Source organism: Streptomyces marokkonensis (assembly GCF_039539045.1).
Taxonomy (GTDB): domain Bacteria; phylum Actinomycetota; class Actinomycetes; order Streptomycetales; family Streptomycetaceae; genus Streptomyces; species Streptomyces marokkonensis.
This window is the reverse complement of sequence record NZ_BAABCQ010000291.1, coordinates 1-5,115: the sequence shown is the minus strand read 5'-3', so window position 1 is coordinate 5,115 and position 5,115 is coordinate 1. Positions and strand designations below refer to the sequence as shown.

General features: G+C 72.4%; 8 protein-coding genes. 3 read left to right on the top strand and 5 right to left on the bottom strand.

What is annotated here, in order from left to right; all coding sequences use genetic code 11:
* The first annotated feature begins 152 nt into the window (after positions 1–152).
* From ABEA26_RS34900 to ABEA26_RS34890, 3 genes are all read left to right on the top strand, one after another.
* Positions 153–356, top strand: coding sequence for a cold-shock protein (locus ABEA26_RS34900; RefSeq protein ID WP_345597954.1), 204 nt, complete (start codon positions 153–155; stop codon positions 354–356).
* A gap of 256 nt (positions 357–612) precedes the next feature.
* Entirely contained in the window at positions 613–2,148 is a 1,536-nt protein-coding gene (locus ABEA26_RS34895; protein ID WP_345597952.1) for a DEAD/DEAH box helicase, read from the top strand.
* 77 nt (positions 2,149–2,225) lie between these two features.
* Positions 2,226–2,546: an SCO5918 family protein gene (locus ABEA26_RS34890; RefSeq protein WP_345597949.1), complete on the top strand. Its 321-nt coding sequence runs from the start codon at positions 2,226–2,228 to the stop codon at positions 2,544–2,546.
* 112 nt (positions 2,547–2,658) lie between these two features.
* On the opposite strand, the gene ABEA26_RS34885 is transcribed toward ABEA26_RS34890, so the two are convergent.
* From ABEA26_RS34885 to ABEA26_RS34865, 5 genes are all read right to left on the bottom strand, one after another.
* Positions 2,659–3,165 carry a hypothetical protein gene (locus ABEA26_RS34885; RefSeq protein WP_345597947.1) on the bottom strand — a complete coding sequence of 169 codons (507 nt, stop codon included), beginning with the start codon at positions 3,163–3,165 and terminating at the stop codon, positions 2,659–2,661.
* Complete coding sequence (locus tag ABEA26_RS34880; protein WP_003975205.1) at positions 3,149–3,640, bottom strand: RNA polymerase sigma factor; 492 nt, start codon at positions 3,638–3,640, stop codon at positions 3,149–3,151. The genes ABEA26_RS34885 and ABEA26_RS34880 overlap by 17 nt, the downstream gene beginning before the upstream one ends.
* Positions 3,641–3,735: 95 nt before the next feature.
* Positions 3,736–4,350: a class F sortase gene (locus ABEA26_RS34875; protein WP_345597945.1), complete on the bottom strand. Its 615-nt coding sequence runs from the start codon at positions 4,348–4,350 to the stop codon at positions 3,736–3,738.
* Positions 4,347–4,730, bottom strand: a complete 384-nt coding sequence (locus ABEA26_RS34870) for a sortase-dependent protein (RefSeq protein ID WP_345597943.1) — start codon at positions 4,728–4,730, stop codon at positions 4,347–4,349. Before ABEA26_RS34870 ends, ABEA26_RS34875 begins: the two co-directional genes overlap by 4 nt.
* Before the next feature lie 255 nt (positions 4,731–4,985).
* A partial coding sequence (locus ABEA26_RS34865; protein ID WP_345597956.1) for a cold shock domain-containing protein occupies positions 4,986–5,115 on the bottom strand: 130 nt, incomplete at its 5' end.

The following is a 5,115-nucleotide window of genomic DNA, read 5'->3' as shown; positions in this document are numbered from 1 at the left end:
GATTATTGCCAGCTCCGGGGCGATCACGGCGTGCTACTGTCGTTGGAAGTTGCAGTTGTGGTTGCCTGAAGGTTTTTTCCGACGGGGTGATCATCACGGCGACCGGAGTTCACACAGGGTGGGCTCCGAGCACCGTACCGAAGGAGAAAATTATGGCTACCGGAACCGTGAAGTGGTTCAACGCCGAAAAGGGCTTCGGCTTCATCGCGCAGGACGGGGGCGGCCCCGACGTCTTCGTGCACTACTCCAACATCAACGCCCAGGGCTACCGCGAGCTGCTCGAAGGTCAGAAGGTCACCTTCGACATCGCGCAGGGCCAGAAGGGCCCGACGGCCGAGAACATCGTTCCCGCCTGACGCTCACGCATACTTCGCAGCTGGGGCCCGCGCCTAGGGGTGCGGGCCCCAGCTCGCCGCGTTTCCGGGCGCACAGCGCCCTGCGGGGTTCCGACTTTCTCCCCGCGCGTTCAATTCTCTCGTTTTCATCAATTCTCTCGGTCCGCTCGGCTCTCTACGCCGAAACCGGCCGGGGCCGGCTCGTTCTTGCGATTCCCTGCGCCGCTCTTTTGCTGCGGGTCTCCCTTGATACGTGCCATATCAAGGAAGGTTCCCCATGAACCGCGTACGCACCAACGACCGTCGACGTTCCGGCGGTGGCGGCCCCCGCCGCTCCCAGACCTCCGGTCGCCGGCCGGCCGCCCCCCAGGGCGGCGAGTTCGCTCTGCCGAAGACGATCACGCCGGCGCTGCCCGCCGTCGAGTCGTTCGCCGAACTCGACATGCCGGCCCGCCTGCTGACCGCGCTCGCGGGCGAGGGAGTGACCAGCCCGTTCCCGATCCAGGCGGCGACCCTGCCGAACTCCCTGGCCGGCCGCGACGTACTCGGCCGCGGCCGCACCGGCTCGGGCAAGACGCTCGCCTTCGGCCTCGCCCTGCTGGCCCGTACGGCCGGGCAGCGCGCCGAGCCGCGACGTCCGCTCGCCCTCGTCCTCGTACCCACCCGTGAGCTGGCCCAGCAGGTCACCGACGCGCTCGCCCCGTACGCCCGTTCCCTGGGCCTGCGGTCGGCCACCGTGGTCGGCGGCATGTCGATCGGCCGACAGGCCGGCGCGCTGCGGGGCGGCGCGGAGCTCGTCGTCGCGACGCCCGGACGGCTCAAGGACCTCATCGACCGGGGCGACTGCCACCTCGGCGACGTCGCCATCACCGTCCTGGACGAGGCCGACCAGATGACCGACATGGGCTTCATGCCCCAGGTCACCGCCCTGCTCGACCAGGTGCGTCCCGAGGGCCAGCGGATGCTGTTCTCGGCCACCCTGGACCGCAACGTCGACCGGCTGGTCCGCCGCTACCTGACGGACCCGGTGGTGCACTCCGTCGACCCGTCGGCCGGTGCCGTCACCACGATGGAGCACCACGTGCTGCACGTGCTGGACACCGACAAGCACCGCACGACCACCGAGATCGCGGCACGCGACGGTCGGGTGATCATGTTCCTCGACACCAAGCACGCCGTGGACCGGCTGGTGAAGCACCTGCTGAACAACGGCGTCCGCGCGGCGGGCCTGCACGGCGGCAAGTCCCAGCCGCAGCGCACGCGGACCCTCGCCCAGTTCAAGGACGGACACGTGACGGCCCTGGTGGCGACCAACGTCGCGGCCCGTGGCATCCACGTCGACAACCTCGACCTGGTCGTCAACGTCGACCCGCCCAGCGACCACAAGGACTACCTGCACCGCGGCGGCCGCACGGCCCGCGCCGGCGAGTCCGGCAGCGTCGTCACCCTGGTGACCCCGGGTCAGCGGCGCGAGATGACCCGGCTGATGGCCTCGGCCGGCATCACCCCGCTGGTCACGCCGGTCCGTTCGGGCGAGGCGGAGCTGTCCCGCATCACCGGTGCCCAGGCACCGTCCGGTGTCCCGGTCGTCATCGCCGTACCGGTCGTGGAGCGCCCGCGCCGCGCCGCGTCCGGCGGGGGTTCCTCCTCCCGCGGCCGCCGCGGCCGCTCCGGGCAGGGCCGCACCGGCCAGGGCTCCACCCAGCAGCCCCGCTCCGGCCAGGGCCGCGGCGGCACCCAGGGCAGGCCGGCCGGCGAGGCCCCCCGCTCCCGCAGGCCGCGTCGCCAGTCCGCCGGTGGCTCGGCGGCCTAGGGTCCCGCGCACGGCCCTGCTCCAGACCAACCGCGAACGGCAATCCACCCGTCCCATCTCCCCCTTGTGGAGGCATCATGCGCTGTGTCATCGCCCGGTACCCGTTCGACCTCACCAAGGGTGGGGTGCTGGACTCGATGAAGGGCGTCACGCCCGAGCCCATCAAGGGTGAGTCCGTGACCATCGGCCGCCGCCGCTACCCCGTCAAGCAGGTGGGCGAGATCGTCACCCGGCAGGACCGCCGCGACTTCTCCAGCGGCGAGGTCACCCGGGCCATGACCCGCCTCGGCTTCACCTGCCACGCCGACCCCGAGATCGCGCCGGCTCCGGCACCCGCCGCCACGCCGGTCGAGACCGCGTCGGCGCTGCTCGGCGGTACGACGCCGCTGGACGTGTAGGCGCAGGGACGTGTGAGCAGAGGGCGGGGACGGAAGCGGAAGCTTCCGTCCCCGCCCTCTGCCATGTCTTCGCCGGGTTCCCACCGCGTCCCTTCCCGCGTCCCTTCCCGCGTCAGGACCGTTCCGTGGCCCCGACTTCCGACGGCACGGGCACGGCGCTCCGCGCGACCGAGGGCGAGGGCGAGGGCGAGTAACCCGGCACGACGTCCGGCGCGGGGTCCGGCACGATGCCCGGCACGAATTCCGGCGTGGATTCCGGCGTGCCTTCCGGCGCGGGGGTCACCGAGAAGGGCATGGGCACCCTCGAGGGTTCGCGGGGCGGGGTGGGGCTCGGTGAAGCCGTCGGCGCGGGGTCGGCGGGAACCGGGGCCAGCGGAACCGCCGGACGCGGCGGTGACGCGGGGGCCGTCCAATCCAGCGGCAGCGCGATCAGCACGGCGGCGGCGGTCCCGACGGCACCGGCCGCGGCGCGGAGCAGGCGCCGACGGGACGCCGCCCTGCGGACCGCCTCGTAACGGCCCGGCGGCGGGCTCAGGGAGTCGCTGCCCGAGCGCAGCACGACGAGCAGCGGATCGTTCCGGTCCCGGTCGTCCTGGCCGTCCTCAAGGCGTATGGTCAAGGCTTCTCCTCAGATGGACGCGGAGCAGTTCCCGGGCCGCGTGGAGATCGGCCTTGACGGTTCCTTCCTTGCGCCCGGTCAGCACGGACACCTCGCGGATCGGCATGTCAGCGTAGTAGTGGAGAAGGATCGGCACACGCAGTCGCTCCGGCAGAGACTGCACGAGCAGGCGCACCGAGGGGTCCGCCTGCTCGGGGTGCGGGCGCACGGCGACCTCCGCGGTGACCCGGCGCACCGCCCGGCGCTCGCGCTCCAGTTTGCGCCAATGGTCCCGTACGAGGTTGGCGGCCGTGACGTAGAGGAAGCCGCGAGGCTCCTCCACGGACGTCCAGCGGGCCCAGAGCCGGGTGAACGCCTCCGAGGCGATCTCGTGGGCCGTCTCGTCGTCGTCGACGAGCCGGCGGCACCAGCCGGCGAGGCGCGGATACAGGGCGGCGAACAGTTCGGACGCCGCCCTGTCACGGGACCGTTTCAACGCTCTCCATGGTCGTGAGGTGTGCGGAACTCGGCGGTACACAGCGGAGCGGTGCTCGGCCACGCTCTCGCTCAGTCGCTCAGTCGCTCAGTCGCTCAACGGCTCAGCTCGGCGAAGGCGATCACGTTGTCCCGGTACTCCTCGCCGGCCAGCGGGCCGCCACAGGTGATGAGCCGCAGCTCCGGTCGGTCCACGTCCCCGTAGACGTCGTCCGTCGGGAAGTCGGCCTTCGCCACCGTCCGTACGGCGGTGACCGTGAACTCGGCCACCGTGCCGTTCTCCAGACGCGCCTCGATCCGCTCGCCCCGGTGCAGCCGCGCGAGGTGACGGAAGACGCCGTCGCCATGAGTGCCGACCGTGACATGGCCGAGGAAGACCGACGGCCCGACCTGGCCCGGAGTCGGCGAGTGCCGGTACCAGCCCGCGCGGTCGTCGTCCGTGAGGGGCGGGACCTCCACCGTGCCGTCCGAAGCCAACCCCAGCCGCATCACCGGGGTGTCGACCCCGATGGCCGGAATGCGCAGACCGACCGGGACCGAACGCTCCAGAGGGCGGGGCGACTTCGCCGAGGGCTGCGCGGGCGCCGGTGCCGTGGCCGCGGACCGTGCGGGAGTCTCCCCGGCGCTCTGCTCGGTGGTACCACCGCCGCAGCCCACGAGGAGTACGGCCAGCGCGGCGGGGACGAGGGCGCGCCCGGAGAGCGGGATCACGCTCCGGTCGCCACCCGCCGACGGCGTACGACGAAGAGGACCACGCCGCCCGCCACGAGCACGGCACCGGCGCCCGCCCCGGCGAGGCTCTCGTCGCCCCCGGAGGAGACCGGCGCCGCCACTCCGGTGTCGGCCGCGCCCTCGGGCACGACGGAGACCTGGCCGTCGGCGGGTGCGGGGGCCGGTGCCTCGGCCGGCTCGCCCCCCGGGACGCCGGCGGACGGCACGGGCACCTCGCGCGGTACGGTCCTGACGCTCGGGGCGCTCTCGCCCGCCGGGACGGAGGGGACCGGGCTGGGGTCGTCGGCGAAGGCGGGGGAGGTAGCCGCCAGTACGGCGGTGCAGGCCAGTGCCACGGCACTGAGGGTGGTTCGGCGCATCGGGTCGCTCTCTCTCGTCGATCGGCGCGGTGCATGCCGCACGGAGTGGGGATCGGACGGAGAGACGAGGCGGGAGTGACGCAGGTTGTAAAGAAATGGCAAAGTCGGCGTCCGGAGGGCCGTAGGACTCCGCCGACCGAGCTGGCGGACATACGGACTCACGGAGCGTGAGCGAGTCCGCCCAGCCCCACTTCCGGGCAGACGCGTGAGGGCCCGCACCTCACGGTGCGGGCCCTCACGCGTGGTTCGCGCGCGTTACGCGGGAACGATGTTCTCCGCCTGCGGGCCCTTCTGGCCCTGCGTGACGTCGAAGTTGACCCGCTGGCCTTCCTGGAGCTCGCGGAAGCCCTGGGTGGCGATGTTCGAGTAGTGGGCGAAGACGTCG

What these genes read in the sequence shown, in the direction of transcription:
- ABEA26_RS34900 (WP_345597954.1), top strand. Translation starts at nt 153, where the DNA reads ATGGCTACCGGAACCGTGAAGTGGTTCAACGCCGAAAAGGGCTTCGGC.
- ABEA26_RS34895 (WP_345597952.1), top strand. Translation starts at nt 613, where the DNA reads ATGAACCGCGTACGCACCAACGACCGTCGACGTTCCGGCGGTGGCGGC.
- ABEA26_RS34890 (WP_345597949.1), top strand. Translation starts at nt 2,226, where the DNA reads ATGCGCTGTGTCATCGCCCGGTACCCGTTCGACCTCACCAAGGGTGGG.
- ABEA26_RS34870 (WP_345597943.1), bottom strand. Translation starts at nt 4,730, where the DNA reads ATGCGCCGAACCACCCTCAGTGCCGTGGCACTGGCCTGCACCGCCGTA.